Here is a 16,204-nt window from a genome sequence, read left to right as displayed (position 1 = left end):
GGTAATTCAAAGGTTGGTAGTAATTTAATGACTTGTGTGTACACGGTAGCCCCTAAACCCCTACACCCTCAATTTATTAACCAAACTGCTGTTCAACATCCAAGTTAAACAACATTTGTAAGGTTTGCATACAGCGCCTTCTGGCCTCTACATCCTGCTGCGCTCGTAATTGCACCATTGGATCATGTAAAATTTTGTTAACGATGCCTCGTGTTAAAGCCTCAATGACCTCTTGATGTTTGTCACCAAATTCCGAACCTAACCGCGATAAAGCTTTTTCCAATTCTTGCTCACGGATGGTTTCGATTTTATTTCGCAGACAGCTAATAGTAGTTACAGTTTCTAAACTGCGCCACCACACATCAAAAGCTTCGACTTCTTCATCTAAAAGTTTTTCGGCTTCTTGAGCCATTTTGCGGCGGCTTTCGTAGTTCTGTGCAACGACGGCTTTTAAATCATCGACGTTAAACGCTTGGACATGCGCCAATTCATTTACATCTGAGTGAACGTTACGCGGCACAGAAATATCAAATAACATTAAAGGACGGCCAGGTTCTAAGACTACTTCTAACTTGGCACGGTCAAGTATTGGCTCGGTTGCCGATGTACTTGTAAATACTAAATCACTTTCGGCAATTACAGTCATCATTTCCCCAAGCAGATGGGTGCGGATGGGGTGTTCTGAGAATTGCTGTGCTAATTCTGCGGCGCGATCGCGGGAACGATTCACAATACTAATTTGTGTCGCACCTTTAGAAACTAAATGCTGTACCAACAACCGCGACATTTTGCCAGCACCGAGAATTGCCACGCGACAAGCTGCCAAATTATCTACTTTGATTTGTGCCAATTCCACAGCCGCCGAACTAATAGAGACTGCACCAGTACCAATACTGGTTTCGGTGCGGACTCGCTTACCAGCTGTAATTGCTTGTTTAAATAACCGATTCAAAATTGTTTTTATACCGTTGTATTGCTGCCCCAGTTTATGAGTATTCTTCACCTGAGCCAGAATTTGACCTTCGCCGAGGACTAAACTATCTAAACCTGCGGCGACGCGCATAATGTGCATCACAGCATCTTCGTGCAGCAATACAAACAAGTGTTGTCTTAAAGAAGTTACAGGTAATTTGCTGTGTTCTGAAAGAAATTGAGTAACTTCGCGCACACCTTGGTCAGTTTCGCTGGCGACAATGTAAATTTCCAGACGGTTGCAAGTGCTGAGTATGGCTACTTCGTCAATGTGGGGATAACTAGTTAAATTAGCGATCGCACTTTCAGTTTGTGGTTCTGGAATACTCAGCTTTTCTCTAACTTCGACTGGGGCTGTTTTATGGCTTAACCCCACCACTGCAATATTCATTTCTTATCAACAATTAATAATGGGTTATTAACAATTGGGGAGTTGTGAGTGGTGAGTGGGGAGTAGGTTTTTTCTACTTCCTACTCCCTACTCCCTACTCCCTGAGTCTTTAGTGCAATTGCAGAGTCTTAGGCTGGTCGAACATGTGGATTGTATCGACGAATCTAGCTGTCTTAGACTGGCTAGAAATGACCAAGCTTTGAGTTCTTGCACCACCGTGGAAGAACCGAACACCGTTCATCAAGTTACCAGAGGTAATACCGCAAGCAGCAAATAGAACATTTTCACCAGATGCAAGCTCATGAGCATCGTAGACCTTATCGGGGTCAGTGATGTTCATAGACTTCAAACGCTCAATGTTAGCTTCTTTGCTTTCTCCAATTAGACCTGTTTTGACTACTGCTGGATCGTAGATCAATTGGCCTTGGAAATGTCCACCCATAGCTCGCATAGCCGCCGCAGAAATCACACCTTCAGGTGCAGCACCAATACCCATGAGTGCATGAATATTAGTTCCCGCAAAACCACAAGATATTGCAGCGCCTACGTCACCATCAGAAATGAGTTGGACTCTAGCGCCAGCATCGCGGATTTCTTTAATCAAGTCGTTGTGGCGTTCGCGCTTCATGACGACTACTACGAGTTCATCAATTGAGCGATCTAGACACTCGGAGAGAATTTTGAGGTTTTCGGTGGCTGACTTGTTGATGTCTACCTTACCTTTAGCGGCTGGGGGTGCTGCGAGTTTCTTCATGTAGAAGTCAGGTGCAGCAAACAAGCCACCTTTTTCCGAAATTGCCAACACAGCCATTGATCCAGGCTGTCCGTAGGCTACCAAGTTTGTACCTTCGCAGGGGTCTACGGCGATGTCAATTTCGACTAATTCATCTGGATTACACAATTCTTTGGCATCTTCACGGGTACAGATACCAACTTCTTCACCGATATACAGCATAGGAGCGTCATCACGTTCCCCTTCCCCAATCACGATGCGACCGCGCATATAGATTTTATTCATGCGCTCCCGCATAGCTTCTACTGCTACTTGGTCAGCTGTATTCTTTTCGCCCTTACCCATCCACTTTGCAGATGCGATCGCGGCTTGTTCTACTACCTCAATAATTTCTAACCCAAGCGTATTTTCCACAGAGTCCCCCTCTCAACTGCTCTCTATTGCGTTATTTCATCTAGCCATTTCAGTTTTCAAGTCTACCAAAGTGCCGATACCTATGGAAAATAGTATTGACTCACACAATTGTTAATTTTTGCTGCTAATTGATATCAATCTATACCAGTAACGCAAAAATACAGTTCTTTTGTACTGATAATATAGAAAGATTAACTGAACTTATGAAATCCCTCAATAGATTACCGCACAAGACTTTAAGACAAACTGATCAATTTTAATATGATTTCTCAATCATTCAGTCGGTATAATAAATATCCTTATCGGGTGTGTGCATATAACTAGAGCAAGTCACAAAAACTGCGTATAAGTTGACGAAAAAAATTAGCTACAACAGCAATTCATCTCATCACCTACTCCCGACAAATAAAATTGAACCCGCACGGCCAATAACTGAGCGCAGCGCCGCCCTGAGCCTGTCGTTCGCGTAGCGTCTCCGGCAGGAGAAGGGTCGAAGTTGGTCACTGAGCGAAGCCGAAGTGCAACAACTCCACCCCCCCCCGTTATAAGATGTCAATAAATTCATCCCTCAACTCATCAACACTTCACACTATATGTTGGACTTCCTCAACCCGCTTCTCGGTCGCCATCCCGAAAAAATTAAAGCTAACGTCGAAATATACACTTGGCAAACCTGCCCTTACTGCATCCGTGCCAAAATGCTGTTGTGGTGGAAAGGCGTAAACTTCACCGAATATAAAATTGACGGTGACGAAGCCGCTAGAGCCAAAATGGCAGAACGTTCAAACGGTCGTCGTACAGTCCCGCAAATTTTCATTAATAATCAACACATCGGTGGTTGTGATGACATTTATGAGTTAGATACTAAAGGTCAACTCGACCCATTATTAACTCAGACGGTATAAATACTATCTTGCACTTTTTATATTGGCTGTTTAATCATTTAGAACATAACAATAGTTAATCTGCTTGAATCTCAGGGTGAAGTAGTTATTTAGGGTTAACTTTTGGGTACTACTTAAAGGAGGAATGTAAAAAATTAGGTTTGAAGAATGGAAATTTTAGTTTCATTACTTATTGGTATCATTGTTGGTAGTGGAATAACATATTACATTTTACAGAAGTCTCAACAACGCAAAACCATTAGAGAATATGAATCTCAAATTCAAATTTTGAAGGAAGAATATCAACAAGCTCTCAAAGATGCAAAAAATAGAAGCATAGATGGAAGTCGCGCCGTGATTAAAGGCAAAATAGCCGAACAATTAGCACCCGTACTGCCAAACTTTAAATATTTACCATCTGATGCTAGGTTTATTGGTGATCCTGTTGATTATATTGTGTTTAATGGCTACACAGACCTGAAAGATAATGGTGGTGTTGAGAGTAATTTAGAAGTCGTAATTCTAGATATTAAAACAGGTAATGCGTCTCTATCTCAGTTTCAACAAGCAATTGCTAAAGCTATCAACGCAGGACGAGTACGCTTTGAAGTAGTTAGACCAGAAATATCTGAGCAACAGAATCTGAAAAACAAAAATCAATCTCTGCAACAAGATTTATCTCAAAAAACCTACAGTATTAAGGAAATTCGGAAAACATATTCACGCGCTTATAAACCTTGGAGCAATGACGAAGATGAACAACTAAGACAACGCTACAGACAAGGGGTAAAAATCAATAATTTAGCGGTTGAGTTTCAAAGGAAACCTGGGGGGATTCGTTCGCGCCTTAAAAAGCTAGGATTAATTAAATAATCGGAGGATTTTATGGATAAGATTGCTCAGGAGAGAGATATAGCGATCGCGCGGATGTCAAAAATTGTTGACAATTTAATTCAAGGTAATAATTTATATGAAGAAAGGTTGCAAAAAAGAGAAATAATGCAGCATTTAATTACTTTGCTGGACAAATTTTCTCCAGAAACCATCAAATCAATTTCTGATGATGAATTAAAACATAGACTTGATAGCATTTTAGTATTAGAAGCAGTTTCAGGAACATTAAATGATTTGACACCAGAGCAAATAGAAAAATTTGATGTTGCCGTTAATGGAAGATAGTTGTAATAAAAAAGATAAGTAATATCAGATTGCTGGATGTACCGCAACATTGGCTTATTGCAGAACCCCGAAAAGCATTAACTAATTGAATAAAGAATACTAAAGGTAATGAGTATGTTAGAAGTTACAAATTATCATCAAGAATTGGCTGTGCGAATAGCAAGAATATTAGATAAATTTTTTAAAAATAATAGTTTATATTTGGTAAGATTAAACAAAAAAGAAATGATAGGAACTTTGGTGGAAACTTTTGCCAAGTTTACTCCTGAAGAAATGCGGATAATTAAAGATGATGATTTAACAGAAAGAATTAATAGTATTCTTGTTTTAGAAGCCGTCTCAGGAACACTAAATGAATTGACTCCTGAGCAAATAGCAATTTTTGATGCAGTTGTAGAAGGTAAATAATAAGGTGGCTTATTTACTTGATACAAATATAGTTACCTATATTCTTAAGAGAAATCAAATTATAGATAGTAAAATTCGGTAATTAAGGCGACTCAAACAAGATATTTTTATTAGTTGTATAACTTACTATGAGATAAAAAGAGGTCTTTTGGCTATTAATGCTACAAGACAGTTAGTCGATTTCAAGCAATTTTGTGAATTTTATCCAGTTTTATTAATAGATGATCTAGAAATTATTGAAACTGCCTGTAAAATTCAAGTTGATTTAAAGAGCAGAGGTCATCGTTTAGAAGATGCAGATATTTTAATTGCTGCTACTGCGATCGCACGAGGTTTAATTCTAGTTTCTCACGATTCTGATTTGCAGCGAATACAAGAATTAACTATAAAATTGGCTATCATAGCAGTAGTCAATATACTGAATGCTCACGCCACATATCGTAAAATTTCCACCTCCGCACCTTTATTAACAGCTTCCTCTGCACGTTGTAAAACTTCTTCGCTGACAACAGCACTTAAATAATATTCACCACAATTATTACAAACTTGTGCTGGTACACCTTTGAGAATAACAATGGTATTATCTCGCTCTAAAGTCACTGTCACTAGTCCAGGCTGAGTATTGTCGTGTTTACATATAACGCATTGCATAGATTCAATACCTTTATTTTCGTTTTCTAAAGTTATCTGTCCATAAATTTGAGTCAGGGATATAAGCTGTAACTACATAGCCAGTATCGCTAACTTCATCATAAGATTTTTATGCCCTATTGTAGCCTTGCCACGCCAGTAGGGTGTGTTCCGGCTATGCAAGGATTTCGGAACTGAAAAGAGTGAGAATCAGCCTTAATGCACCATCTTTCTAGGCTAGTTAAGTTAAATTACAGAGTAAGTTTTACTATTTAAGTATAAAATAGTGATGTATTCCATTGCCATAAACCCATGATACCAGCATCAGTTAAACCATCATCTTGGCTAGAAAAAGGGATTCAAATTGAAAAAGTCAATAGTGTGAATCTGTTTAAATTGACAGATGAATTGCAAGACCGAATGCAAGAACTTGTCGATAAAAAATTAGCTGATTCTTTGACACCAAAGGAAGCCTCTGAACTAGAAGCAATTGGCGACTTAATTTTTATTGTTACTTATATTAACGGGCAGATTGTTTCTGCTGTACAAGAATCTCAAGATACGGAAACTTGGGAACAAAAACTAGACAAAAACTAGTACAACAAGGCAAAAGTAAAAAGGTGAGCCATTGCGGTGGACGGGTTTCCCGGCATAAAGCAAATGGTGAACCCGAAGGGCAAAAGTAAAAATAAAAAATAACGATACTAGAAGCCTTTTCGCAATTTCTTATGGTCTGTTTATTTACGCCGACCTGTACTAGATATTGTCAAAGCATTTTGTTTACATAAAAAGACAAACAATATACTTTTTGCTGTGAAGGCGAACAACCGCTATAGTTGTGAACTTAAAGTCTAACCCCTGCCCCGCAAGGAACTTAAGTTCCTTGCTCATAGCAAAAGTCATCTGAAGATGACTCGGTACGCCTAAAATTTCTTATACCAATTCTGTATGAAGATACACTGAATTAAAGAACGAACCACAAAGGGCGCATAGACGCGATAGCGGCTTCCCGAAGGGTAGAACGCAAAGAAAGAAGAGATAAAAGATTAAGTGCAGCCTCACATAGAATTGTTATTAGTCTACTTGAGTAGACTTGAGCTATTAGCCTGGAACTTGAGTTCAAGGCGGGTTACGCAGCCAACATCGACTTTTTATCCTCGGCTGGTAAACCTTCACTGGCAAGGTTACTCATAATTTTTGCTAATAGAAGAATGATGATTGTTGATATTTTATCGTTTAAATTCTACTGATTCAAATACCCGACTTTGCAAAAAAAGTCGGGTATTTAACTATTACGTTAAAATTTGCCGGATTAAAATACTCATGACTTCATCGGCGTTTCCGGTTGGTAATAGTGGACTCCAGTCGCCAACGCTGGCGTAGCCAATTACCTGTAAGCGGTGAATGGTGTTGGTGACGGCTTTGGGAGAACCCATTAACAAATGCTTGATTGGTTCTCGATGGGAAACTGGTGGTTGGGTTGCTTGGCTGCGGATGGTTTGATTTAAGTCTTCTTCACGCAGATATTGTTCTAGTTTTGACTGGGCAGGCTGTTGTAATTGTGTCATGATGAATTTGTAATCGTAGTAGGGTTACATAAAGGCGATCGCAAACTCTGGCCGGAGAACGATCGCCTTTATTCTGTAGTAGGGTTTAGATAAGAGCGATCGCAAACTCTGTTTGGAGGGCGATCGCTTTTATCATGATTTTATCTTAAAGTATAATTTTATACTTGTCAAGCATAAGTGAAAAAATCTTTAGCTAATCAAACGCCCCTAGAAAACCCTGTTTTTCTGACTGCTGAATTTTTGTTGAAAAGTGGATTAAAAACCTGCTGGTTGCTATATCGATGATTCATCTTTATATGTAGTCACAAACAGTTCATATTGACTTTTATTCCTAAAAGTTTTAGATTCATTTGTTGAAGTATTTGAAACTTTTTATCAAAAATACTGCTAATAGTTCCTAACGGGGAGTGAAAAATGAGTGTGAGTAAAAAGGGTGTGTTGAGTGCTGGTGTTGCCTTTGCGGCGCTGACAGGTTTGGTGGCTGGCAGTTTTGGGGCGATGCGGACGAGTGATGCTAATACTAATGTTATGCCTCACCAACAAGCGCCTAACTTACTTGCCCAAGCTAGAAGACTAAACAATTTAACGATAATTTTTCCCAGTCGTTCTGACTCCACAGATTTGCAAAATAAAGCCAATGCTGTAGCCAGATTTCTCTCGAACGAGTTAAAAATTCCCGTGAAAGCCCAAATTGGTGATGATACGGCGGCGGTGGAAGCTTTGAGAGCAAATCGCGCTGATGTGGCATTTCTGAGCAGTCGTCCGGCGTTGAAAGCGGAACAGTTAGCAAATGCAAAGTTGTACCTCGCAGAAGTCCGCGACAATTACTCTGGAAGATACACCTATAATTCAATATTTGTTGTTCCCAACAATAGCTCTTTAAAAACTAGAAATACGGCTCAAGCAACTTTGGGACAATTGCGGGGTAAGCGCATCGCCTTTACTTCCCCAACTTCTGGTTCAGGGTTTGTTTTCCCGGTGAGTGAATTGGTGAAACAGGGATTTGTCCCCAACCGCGATCGCCTCGATGGTTTCTTCGGTCAAGTTGCTTATGGTGGTAATTACAGCAAAGCCTTACAAGCTGTGGTGCGTGGTCAAGCTGATGTAGCGGTTGTGTCTGAGTATGCACTGTTCCCTCCGTACATCACCGCCCAAGAAAGAAGTCAGTTGCGCGTACTGTATAAAATCTCCGGTGTTCCCGCCCACGGTATCGCCATTGATGATGATGTCCCAGTCCAAGACAGAGAAAGATTAATTAACGCTTTACTCAAGTTAAATCAATCACAAAATAACCAACTCCTACGTAACTTATACAATTCCACCGAATTGGTGAGAGTTGATCATAACCGTCACTTGTCCCCAGTTCGCACCGCTTTGTCTCGCATTGGAATTGCACCTTAAGAGTGCTGGGTGCTGAGTGCTGAGTGCTGAGTTAAGGACAATTGTAGGTTGGGTGAAGCGATAGCGAAACCCAACATTCTCGCTTTTGAAAAATACGTCCAGAAGGAGGACAAGGAAGACAAGGAAGACAAGGGAGATAGACATATATTTTTTTGCATATAGCCCCAAAGAATAAAACTTCGTTGGGGCTAGACGAGAACATCCCCTGACATCCTTACACCCCTTAAAAAAATCGATGAATGATTTTGTAATTGAATGTCATAACTTAGAAACAGCCTACACCGCATCTTTGAATCGTCCTATTTTGAATGGCATTAATTGTCAGATAAAACAGGGCGAGTTTGTGGTTTTACTGGGACTGAATGGTGCGGGTAAATCAACATTACTGCGATCGCTGATTGGGTTAGTTCCTTACACCAAGGGAGAAATTAAAATCAATGGTGTAACTATGACACCCCGCACACTGGTGCAGATTCGCCGTCATGTGGGAATGATATTTCAGGGCGGTGGGTTAATTCGGCAGTTATCCGCCATTGATAATGTATTGTGTGGCAGACTGGGCGTGAGGACAACTTGGCAGACATTGTTTGGTTTTCCAGGACGCGATCGCAACTTAGCAATGGATTTACTTGCACAGTTGGGTTTAAAAGAACAAGCCTATCAAAAAACCAGTCAACTTAGTGGGGGACAACAACAACGAGTTGCGATCGCCCGTGCATTAATTCAATCACCGCAGATACTCTTAGCTGATGAACCAATTACAGGTTTAGATGTTGTTGCCTGTCAACAGGTGATGGAAACTTTATCAGAATTGCACCAGCAAGGAATGACGATTGTCACAGTTTTGCATGATTTAGGTATAGCTGCAAAATACGGACAACGTGCGATCGTCTTAGATGCTGGACGCATTGTTTACGACGGAATTTGTGAAAACCTGCAAGCCCAATTTGTCCAATGTTAAATCTCAAGACTCTTCGCCGTTATCCTTGGATTAGTCCCTTACTCATCCTATTAATTACAGTTGTAGTTTATACATGGGCTTTGCAAGGTATCAAAGTCGATTTTGAATTGCTAACCTCTAGCTGGCCTTACATCACCGACTTTGTATCTCGCCTATTCCCCCCAGATACCACGGTTATAGATATAGCAATTAAAGCACTCATAGAAACAGTGCAGATGTCTTTGTGGGGAACTACCGTTGGTGCAATTTTATCTTTACCCATTGCAGTAGCGAGTGCTAGTAACGTTGCGCCTCGTTGGTTGCAATGGTTAGCCAACTTACTCCAAAATGCTGTACGTTCCGTTCCTTCCATCATTTTAGGTTTGATTTTCGTCGCCGCCACTGGCTTAGGCGCACCCGCCGGAACTTTAGCCTTAGCTATATACACCATTGGCTATTTAGCAAAGTTTTATCAACAAGCCATTGAAGCCGTCAACGCCAAATCTTTAGAATCTTTAGAAGTCATGGGTGCATCAAGATTTCAGATTGTGCAGTATGGCATTTTACCCCAAGTGTTACCCTTGGGTTTAGGCTACACCTTATGGATGTTTGAATATAACATCCGCGCCGCTTCAGTATTAGGTGTAGTTGGCGCTGGTGGAATTGGCTTTCAATTAAAGAGTTATATTGATGGTTTTGAATACAACAAAGCCACAACGATGATGTTAGTGCTGTTGGTAGTTGTGACTGTAATTGATACCTTCAGTAGTAAATTACGTCAGCATCTAGATTCGATGTAAGCCATTTTAAAGAAATATTGGACAATAATATAATTTCGTGCATAAAGTGCTTAACTCAATATAAAATTCGCTTTATGCAGATTAAAAAATGAAGAATGATAGCCATTCAAGCAAATAAAGTTAAGAAGAATCAAAGTCAAGCCAGTTCTAGTACACTCAAATGTCTTGTCACGAACTTGCCATTACGAGCGACTCCTGTTGAAGTTGCTAAACAAGAAATACTTCGGCAAATGCTAGACTCTGGCTACTCTAAAAATCAAATATGTCTCAACTCCAGCTTTCTCGGTAAGAATGGTCAGGATTTTTCCGCCGATATTATTGTTTTGTCTACCCAAGCCATATTGCATACTGAACCTTTGCTAGTTGTTAGTATTGGCAAAAAGTCAGCCACTTTTAGTTATGACTGGGTGAAGTCTTGCCAAAATTCAGGAGCAAAAAATTTAATTTGGTTTAACGGAGCATTACTTAAAGTTTTCTCCCTTAACTCTGAAGGAACTTATCGTGAGTTACCACCCTTTATACCCAGTTGGATAGAACTAACTAAACCTGAGCAACTTGGATACCGCTTAAAATCAAGCTTATCTCCTGCATATAACTTAAAACGAATCTTAGCTGACTTACACGATCATTTGTACGGTAATAGCAATATTAGAATTCCTTCTCGTCTAGGGATTGAAATTCAAAAGTTACTCTTATTGAAGAGATTTGATGAGGAGCAGCCTAGTGAAAACAGTGAGTTCTATATTGCTCAAGATGAGTTACCTTGTGGATTTAATGGTCATAAAACAATATCATCTGAGTCTTTCTCATCAGTAGCTTCTCGCCTTTATACATTGCTAAATAAATATGATGCTGTAAGGAATGAAGATCAAAAGATACGTAGTTTAGAATTAGATCCTCCATCTCTTTACTATGCTGTTTTTCATTTAGAAGGGATATCTCTACAAAAAACGCCAACTGATGTTTTAGGTGATGCTCTAGAAACTTTTAGAGCTTATACAGTTAAGAGAGAAGGAGGACAGTTTTTTACTCATTGTTATGTAGTTGATTTAGCATTAAAACTAGTTGGTTATAGAGGTGACGATAACCAGACTTTAGCCGATATAAGTTGTGGTACTTCTGGATTTTTACATCGAGCAAGAACTTTAATAATCAACAGAGCTAAGGAGAATGGTGTCATAAAAGAAGAAGAGCAAAACAAGTTGGTCAGCGAACTAATTCTTGGTGTAGAAATTGACCAAGACCTTGTTCAAATATCAAATACATCGCCGGAATTTTTCAAATTGCCGAATCAGCTTGTTGAGAGACATGATAGCCTATTACCATTTGAACAATGGGAAAAAACTCTTTCTGCTCGTTTAGCCCCAAACTCTAGAGCATTTATGGTGGGAAATCCACCGTTTGGAACAAAAATTACAGTTAAGGATACAGAAACTTTAAAAAAGTATGCTTTAGCACATACTTGGAAAAAAGAAAAAAATCATTGGAAGCAATCTCCCCAAAAAATCATTCCAAGAGCACCAGATATTTTATTTATAGAGCGGAATCTAAACCTTTTAACTCCCGGTATAGGAAAAATGGTTTTGGTTGTCCCTTATCAAATATTAAGTGGCCCCAAAGAAGGTTTTGTTCGAGAATGGTTGATGACGAATTGTAAAATAATTGCTGTTGTTGATTTACCTGAAGATACTTTTCAACCCTATACAGGAACTAAAGGCTCTCTTTTGGTTGTTCAGAAACGAGCTAATCCTAATCCTAACTGGGAAGATGAACCAGATTATCCTATCTTTATGGCATGTCCTCAAAAAATTGGACATGATAGAAGAGGAAGAGCAATGTTTAAAGAGGGTACATCTGATCAAATAGATACTGATTTACCTGAAATTGCAAAAGCATTTGACTCTTTTACTGAAGGAGAAGACCCAAGTAAGGTAACTCAATTAGCATTTACTATTTCCTCCAAATCAATTAAATCTAATACAGATATTCGTTTTAACGCTGCTTATTATCGTCCTTCATCAATAGATTTGAGGCAGCAGTTAGTTACAATTGTTCAGCATGATTTATCTTTAACAATTACTCCCCTTGGAGAGTTAGTTAAAGATATATTCTATCCAGGGAGATTTAAGCGTGATTACACAGAAAGCCTTGAAAATACTGTCCCTTTTCTTGGAGGCTCTAATATTGCTCAACTTATTCCGGTTACTGAAAAACGAATTTTAAAAAATAGCTTGCATTATGAAGAACTTGCACTAAAATCGGGATGGATTTTGGTAACACGAAGTGGTACTACTGGTATTGTTTCTACCGTACCTGAAGACTGGGAAGGCTTTGCAGCCTCAGAACACATAATTAGAATTATTCCAAACCCTGAAAAATTACATCCAGGTTATTTGTCTGGATATCTTAGAAGTCAGATTGGACAAAGACTACTGAGAGATGGTGTTTTTGGCTCTGTCATAGATGAAATTAGTTGCAGTTATATCGCTTCAATACCAGTTCTCCATCCTAAAGATTTGAATCAGGTAGAAAAAATAGGTGAAAAAATCGCTCAAGCTGATATTTTGAGAGCAAAAGCATCTAGCTTAATTTCTGAAACTAGTTCAAAAATTGAGAGTTTATTATGTTAAGAAATTGATATTACTTAATTTTGGGCTTGAAAAGTCAAGAGCTACTTATTATTTTTGCGCTTTTCCTGATAACCTCTGACAACTCTTTCCATTAATTGAAGCAGTTCTTCTAAGGTCTGATTACCTTGGATTTGGTTGCTACGATCTAACATCAGAAATGTGTTGTCAGGTGTATGTCTTCCGCCACGATCTAATGGAATTAAGTGACCTGATTGAATAGTTTTTGGTGTATTTATAAGCTGAGAAAATTCGATAGGAACTAATTGGATAGGGTCAAGATACATTCCAGGTTCTATAGGATGACCAAGAAGCCAAATAAAGCTTTCTTGAATAGAATCAACGGGTAAGGTAGGTGCTTCAGCCATTGATAGTGTCTGTAAAAAATACTTGATCTCAACTAATGTTGCGTCCACCTCATTAGCATAAAATTTATGATCAGGTTCAAAAAGCCATCTTAACCGACGATTTCCATCCGCACCATCTTGTGGTCTACCTGGTACACGTTCTGATGTTGGTTTCCAAGGTGCTGATCTGCGTCCAGCATCCCGAAATTTGGTAATGAGTGCCTGAATCTTTTTGTCTTCGTACTTAGCCGAAAGTAAATGTTTCTTAAAAAAGCTTGTGATTAACGTGATAAGTATACGTACTTTGACTTCAGAGATTTCATACTCCAGACGCGCTAATTGCTTAATCAAATCCGAGTGTACTTCTATAGAAGAGCGTTTCAGTTGGCGGGCTGATATATTAATAAACTCAATTTCTTCTTCTATAAGCTCATCATCAGTTTTATCTTGTGATGTGCTGAAAAGAGAAATTTGTTTGTTCATTAAATTATCAGCTTCCCTTTCTTCCATGATGCCTCTACTTGTTAAAAATCAAACAGAATTACTCTTGAAAATCAAACAGATCAACATAAGAAACGTTGAGGACTTCCACTAATTTCTCAAGCGTATCGAATGACGGCGCATTAATACCGCGTTCAATATTGCTAAGAAACTCAACTGAAATCCCTGTTGCTTCAGCCAGTTGCTGTTGAGTTAAGTTTTTCAATCTACGGATTTGTCTTAGCCTGCGCCCAAATCGTGTTCTGAGATTGCTTATAAATTAACCTAGTAATAATAGTTACTAAATATTAACGAAGTCTGACTTCAATGAAAACGAAGTCAGACTTCAAGTTTCGATATATACAGTAAATTAAGGAGTAGTATTACAGGCGTAATGAGAGTTTATTTAGCATCTATAGAAATCTGCACTCTATAAATTCTGTAGAGACGTTGTATACAACGTCTCTACTTTGAGCGATCGCACTAACTGTTGATTTATGATCAAGGTTAAAACAGAGGACTTGAGTGAATGCAAACCTTTACAGACATTGGTAAATTGATTGTTCGCACACCAGGAACACTTGGTGGTCGTCCTCACATCGCAGGAACCAGAGTATCTGTACAAAGAGTTGCAGCTTGGTACAAAATGGGGCTAAATGCTGAGGAAATAGTTGAAAGAATGGGAAACTTGACTTTATCACAAGTATATGCTGCATTGACTTATTATCATGCTAATCGAGAAGAAATTGAAGCTTACCTCACGACTGAAAAGCTCGTCTTTTTAAGCGCCTATCCTGAAGAGTCATCTAACAACTATAGCAATCCTATCTGAGTTGTGAAAAAGTATTCTTTTTAACGAACCGCAAAGAACGCAAAGGACACAAAGAAAGAGAGGAAAGAAAAGAAAGGAAATTTCACCAATGATTTAGGACTGCTATAACCAATAAAATATTAAAGCTTGGCGTTGCTAATTAGTGGGATGAAGGTTAACTCACGCAGAGACGCAGAGGCGCGGAGCATAAGAGTTTGAGAGATTGAATTTTTAATTTTCATCCTCATATTCAGCAACGCCAAAAATTAAATAACCCAGCTATAACTCTTGCATCTTCTTTGTCAAAGTTATAGCCAAGTTTAAAGGAAACACACTAATCTGCCAACTTTATGATTTTCTCATTAAATGGCAGAAAATTTTGCAGAAACTTTATTGAAATTAGATATATTTATTGGTAGTAATTCTGAACTTTCAGTTTGCTTATCTTCTGGCTGTGGTGCAAAGTGCTTATCCATCACGGAAGCAACTTCATAAGGTTGAATCCGGTTATAGCGCGTTTTATCAGGCATCACTAAGTTGGGGCCTGCTTTGCAGTTTTTCATACAGCCTGTACCTTTGATGGTAACTTGGTCTTCTAGGCCGCGATCGCTCAATGCAGCCTCAAATGCTTGACAAACTGCTTTACCGCCACGTTTCCAACAGTCTGACTTTTGACACATTAAAATTGTCTGCTTCGTCTTTGCAGATTTAACCTTAGCAGCAGTATCCGCAGGCGGTTCCTGTAATGCAACTCTACCTAAATCAGCACTCGCAGCCATTACCCGTTCAGCTTTGAGTGTAAACTCTCTTTTTTTCTCATCATATTTTTTAGTACCAACCACTTGCAGCCAAGTACCTTTAGGTAAGCGCCAATCAAAAGCAGCCCTCAAGGGTTTCGCCAGCTTGACATAGCATTCACCCTCAGAAGTCTCTAAATTTAAACCTTTGAGCTTATAACCATCTTTAATAACAAAATCTATAAATCTGCCTTCTAAGCAAAATTCCGTAATTGATTGACTGTAGATTATACCCATATTTTTTACCCTAATTTCTTACCGACTAAGTTTGTTCTAACCACGTAATAGCTGTCAGACATCTGTCTTTGGCTATGAATTTCAATAGTGACTTTGCCAGCTATTCTCAAGAATCTGAATTAGTTCTGGGCGACAAGCGAAAAACCGTTGCATCACACACCAAAACTGCACCATTGCTAAAGGATGAGCAATTTCCACTTGCAATGGTTGGTTAGCCTCACAAAAACAGGGAATATCTAGCTCATTTAGACGTTGATAGACTTGCCAACGGTCTGCCCAATTAATTTCTACTACGTACTTTTGGTCTATTTCTGAACCGGAACTAAACGATTTCAAGAGACGAACCCTCAAAGCGCGACGAATTTGCAGTAACTAGCCTGCCTTGGCTCCCCGATTTTGCCAATCTGGGGATCACAGCTTCTTTAAATAAGAATAACCTAAGTGCGAACAATTCTCAGTTATTTTTAGGTAAAAATATGAAAGTTTCTCATTAACTGGAGGTTAAAAATTAGCTCAAACCCTTATGTCATCAAGCTTTGACGTGATGGAAAATTTGTAAAAATTTAATAATCTTTTAGGAATTAC

Annotated in this window: 19 protein-coding genes; 11 read left to right on the top strand and 8 right to left on the bottom strand. The window is 39.0% G+C overall.

Going from position 1 to position 16,204, the window contains the following annotated elements:
- Window positions 1-76: 76 nt before the first annotated feature.
- Together H6G77_RS09445 and glpX are read right to left on the bottom strand one after the other, a co-directional pair.
- A complete protein-coding gene (locus H6G77_RS09445) occupies window positions 77-1,363 on the bottom strand; it encodes a glutamyl-tRNA reductase (protein ID WP_190591210.1) in 1,287 nt (428 codons plus the stop codon).
- Window positions 1,364-1,472: 109 nt separating this feature from the next.
- Window positions 1,473-2,510: a class II fructose-bisphosphatase gene (gene glpX, locus H6G77_RS09440; protein ID WP_190591212.1), complete on the bottom strand. Its 1,038-nt coding sequence runs from the start codon at window positions 2,508-2,510 to the stop codon at window positions 1,473-1,475.
- A 593-nt stretch (window positions 2,511-3,103) separates the two neighbouring features.
- Here glpX and grxC point away from each other — a divergent pair.
- The 5 genes from grxC to H6G77_RS36580 all read left to right on the top strand — a co-directional run bounded on the left by grxC (window position 3,104) and on the right by H6G77_RS36580 (window position 5,504).
- Window positions 3,104-3,415, top strand: coding sequence for a glutaredoxin 3 (grxC, locus tag H6G77_RS09435; RefSeq protein ID WP_190672080.1), 312 nt, complete (start codon window positions 3,104-3,106; stop codon window positions 3,413-3,415).
- Window positions 3,416-3,562: 147 nt separating this feature from the next.
- Window positions 3,563-4,267, top strand: coding sequence for a Holliday junction resolvase-like protein (locus H6G77_RS09430; protein WP_190871421.1), 705 nt, complete (start codon window positions 3,563-3,565; stop codon window positions 4,265-4,267).
- 12 nt (window positions 4,268-4,279) lie between these two features.
- Window positions 4,280-4,573, top strand: a complete 294-nt coding sequence (locus H6G77_RS09425; protein WP_190871420.1) for a hypothetical protein — start codon at window positions 4,280-4,282, stop codon at window positions 4,571-4,573.
- A gap of 114 nt (window positions 4,574-4,687) precedes the next feature.
- Window positions 4,688-4,981: a hypothetical protein gene (locus H6G77_RS09420; protein WP_190871419.1), complete on the top strand. Its 294-nt coding sequence runs from the start codon at window positions 4,688-4,690 to the stop codon at window positions 4,979-4,981.
- 148 nt (window positions 4,982-5,129) lie between these two features.
- The gene (locus tag H6G77_RS36580; RefSeq protein ID WP_396020667.1) at window positions 5,130-5,504 is read left to right on the top strand and encodes a PIN domain-containing protein; all 375 of its coding nucleotides are present in this window, start codon (window positions 5,130-5,132) and stop codon (window positions 5,502-5,504) included.
- On the opposite strand, the gene H6G77_RS09410 is transcribed toward H6G77_RS36580, so the two are convergent.
- Window positions 5,408-5,632 carry a type II toxin-antitoxin system MqsA family antitoxin gene (locus tag H6G77_RS09410; protein ID WP_190871418.1) on the bottom strand — a complete coding sequence of 75 codons (225 nt, stop codon included), beginning with the start codon at window positions 5,630-5,632 and terminating at the stop codon, window positions 5,408-5,410. The two genes, H6G77_RS36580 and H6G77_RS09410, sit on opposite strands and share 97 nt — an antisense overlap.
- A 291-nt stretch (window positions 5,633-5,923) precedes the next feature.
- Between H6G77_RS09410 and H6G77_RS09405 the strand changes: the two genes are divergently transcribed.
- A complete protein-coding gene (locus H6G77_RS09405; protein WP_190591227.1) occupies window positions 5,924-6,208 on the top strand; it encodes a hypothetical protein in 285 nt (94 codons plus the stop codon).
- Between the two features lie 695 nt (window positions 6,209-6,903).
- Here H6G77_RS09405 and H6G77_RS09400 read toward each other — a convergent pair.
- A complete protein-coding gene (locus H6G77_RS09400; RefSeq protein WP_190871417.1) occupies window positions 6,904-7,179 on the bottom strand; it encodes a hypothetical protein in 276 nt (91 codons plus the stop codon).
- Window positions 7,180-7,593: 414 nt separating this feature from the next.
- On the opposite strand from H6G77_RS09400, the gene H6G77_RS09395 reads away from it, so the two are divergent.
- From H6G77_RS09395 to H6G77_RS09380, 4 genes are all read left to right on the top strand, one after another.
- On the top strand, window positions 7,594-8,580 hold the full coding sequence (locus H6G77_RS09395; protein WP_190871416.1) for a phosphate/phosphite/phosphonate ABC transporter substrate-binding protein: 987 nt from the start codon (window positions 7,594-7,596) through the stop codon (window positions 8,578-8,580).
- Between the two features lie 235 nt (window positions 8,581-8,815).
- Window positions 8,816-9,541, top strand: coding sequence for a phosphonate ABC transporter ATP-binding protein (locus tag H6G77_RS09390; RefSeq protein WP_190591232.1), 726 nt, complete (start codon window positions 8,816-8,818; stop codon window positions 9,539-9,541).
- The gene (gene phnE / locus H6G77_RS09385) at window positions 9,535-10,320 is read left to right on the top strand and encodes a phosphonate ABC transporter, permease protein PhnE (protein WP_190871415.1); all 786 of its coding nucleotides are present in this window, start codon (window positions 9,535-9,537) and stop codon (window positions 10,318-10,320) included. The genes H6G77_RS09390 and phnE overlap by 7 nt, the downstream gene beginning before the upstream one ends.
- Before the next feature lie 95 nt (window positions 10,321-10,415).
- On the top strand, window positions 10,416-12,950 hold the full coding sequence (locus H6G77_RS09380; RefSeq protein WP_190871414.1) for an N-6 DNA methylase: 2,535 nt from the start codon (window positions 10,416-10,418) through the stop codon (window positions 12,948-12,950).
- A 41-nt stretch (window positions 12,951-12,991) separates the two neighbouring features.
- Here the strand turns inward: H6G77_RS09380 and H6G77_RS09375 are convergent, their stop codons facing one another.
- Entirely contained in the window at window positions 12,992-13,804 is an 813-nt protein-coding gene (locus H6G77_RS09375) for a hypothetical protein (protein WP_190871413.1), read from the bottom strand.
- 31 nt (window positions 13,805-13,835) lie between these two features.
- Window positions 13,836-14,051 carry a helix-turn-helix domain-containing protein gene (locus H6G77_RS09370; RefSeq protein ID WP_190871450.1) on the bottom strand — a complete coding sequence of 72 codons (216 nt, stop codon included), beginning with the start codon at window positions 14,049-14,051 and terminating at the stop codon, window positions 13,836-13,838.
- A gap of 252 nt (window positions 14,052-14,303) precedes the next feature.
- On the opposite strand from H6G77_RS09370, the gene H6G77_RS09365 reads away from it, so the two are divergent.
- On the top strand, window positions 14,304-14,606 hold the full coding sequence (locus H6G77_RS09365; protein ID WP_190871412.1) for a DUF433 domain-containing protein: 303 nt from the start codon (window positions 14,304-14,306) through the stop codon (window positions 14,604-14,606).
- A gap of 341 nt (window positions 14,607-14,947) precedes the next feature.
- On the opposite strand, the gene H6G77_RS09360 is transcribed toward H6G77_RS09365, so the two are convergent.
- Together H6G77_RS09360 and H6G77_RS09355 are read right to left on the bottom strand one after the other, a co-directional pair.
- Window positions 14,948-15,619: a (2Fe-2S) ferredoxin domain-containing protein gene (locus H6G77_RS09360; RefSeq protein ID WP_190871411.1), complete on the bottom strand. Its 672-nt coding sequence runs from the start codon at window positions 15,617-15,619 to the stop codon at window positions 14,948-14,950.
- Between the two features lie 81 nt (window positions 15,620-15,700).
- Window positions 15,701-15,955, bottom strand: a complete 255-nt coding sequence (locus tag H6G77_RS09355; protein WP_190591236.1) for an Asr1405/Asl0597 family protein — start codon at window positions 15,953-15,955, stop codon at window positions 15,701-15,703.
- Window positions 15,956-16,204 lie beyond the last annotated feature (249 nt).

This window comes from Aulosira sp. FACHB-615 (assembly GCF_014698045.1).
GTDB lineage: Bacteria > Cyanobacteriota > Cyanobacteriia > Cyanobacteriales > Nostocaceae > Nostoc_B.
The sequence above is the reverse complement of the archived record's forward strand: the minus strand, read 5'-3'. Positions and strand labels throughout refer to the sequence as shown.